This window comes from Pseudovibrio exalbescens, from assembly GCF_028737195.1.
In the GTDB taxonomy this organism is placed as follows: Bacteria; Pseudomonadota; Alphaproteobacteria; order Rhizobiales; family Stappiaceae; genus Pseudovibrio; species Pseudovibrio zosterae.
In genome coordinates, this window is sequence record NZ_JAQZAJ010000022.1 from 1 (window position 1) to 1,203 (window position 1,203).

Below are 1,203 nucleotides of genomic sequence, written 5' to 3' on the forward strand. Positions count from 1 at the left end.
GGTGTCGTTTCCTGCGCCGCCAACGAGGATGTCGTTGCCTGCACCGCCATCAAGGACATCGTTGCCCGGCTGCCAAGTGACGTTCACACCATGATCGCCGAAGAGAACATCGTCGCCCGTGCCGCCGGTCAAGGTGTCGTTGCCGTGGAAGCCAACGAGCAAGGTGTCCACCCCATCTTCGGCAACCATTGTGTCGCCTGCGTTGTGACCACGCATCCAAGTGAAGGTGCCTTCCTCAAACGTGAGCTGCTCAACATCCGAGACCTTGTCAAATCCATCGCGGCCCGCAACGTCGTCCACCACTTCAGTGAAGCCGGTCTGATCGCCGAAGCGGTAATCCAGCACAGAGCCGGAATAGACCGCCGTGTCGGTGCCTTCACCGCCCTGGATGACATCATTGCCACCACCGCCGACGAGGATGTCGTTGCCAGCGCCGCCATCGAGCTCGTCATTTCCGCCCTGATAGTGGAAGTTGACGCCATTGTCGCCGATCAGAACATCATCGCCTGAACCGCCCTGAAGCGTGTCTTCGCCATGCAGGCCAGCAAGAAGCGTGTTGACCCCATCTTGAGCCACCATGTTGTCGCCAGCGTTGTGCCCACGCTGCCAGGTGAAGGTGCCTTCAGCGAAGACCAGCTGTTCAAAGTCGTAGAGATTGTCTACGCCATCGCGGCCGGAGACCGTGTCGGTGACCTTGATCATCTTGCCGTAGTGCTGGAAGTTGTAGTCCAGCACGGAGCCGCTGTAGACAACCGTGTCAACACCTTCGCCGCCCCGGATGACATCATTGCCAGCACCGCCGATCAGGATGTCGTTGCCAGCGCCGCCATCGAGCTCATCATTTCCGCCCTGATAGTGGAAGTTGACGCCATTGTCGCCGATCAGAACATCATCGCCCGTGCCGCCCTGAAGCTTGTCTTCGCCATGCAGGCCAGCCAGAAGCGTGTTGACCCCATTTTGAGCCACCAAGGTGTCGCCAGCATTATGCCCGCGCAGCCAGGTGAAGGTGCCTTCAGCAAAGACCAGCTGTTCAAAGTCGTAGAGCTTGTCTACGCCATCGCGGCCAGAGACCGTGTCGGTGACCTTGATCATCTTGCCGTAGTGCTGGAAGTTGTAGTCCAGCACGGAGCCGCTGTAGACAACCGTGTCAACGCCTTCACCGCCCTTGATGGTGTCGTTGCCTTCACCACCGGTCAGCAGGTC

1 protein-coding gene is annotated in these 1,203 nt (G+C 59.2%); it reads right to left on the minus strand.

The features are described from left to right. Window positions 1-1,203, minus strand: a 1,203-nt coding sequence (locus PUV47_RS19835; RefSeq protein WP_274220338.1) for a calcium-binding protein, incomplete at both ends; no start/stop codon positions are given.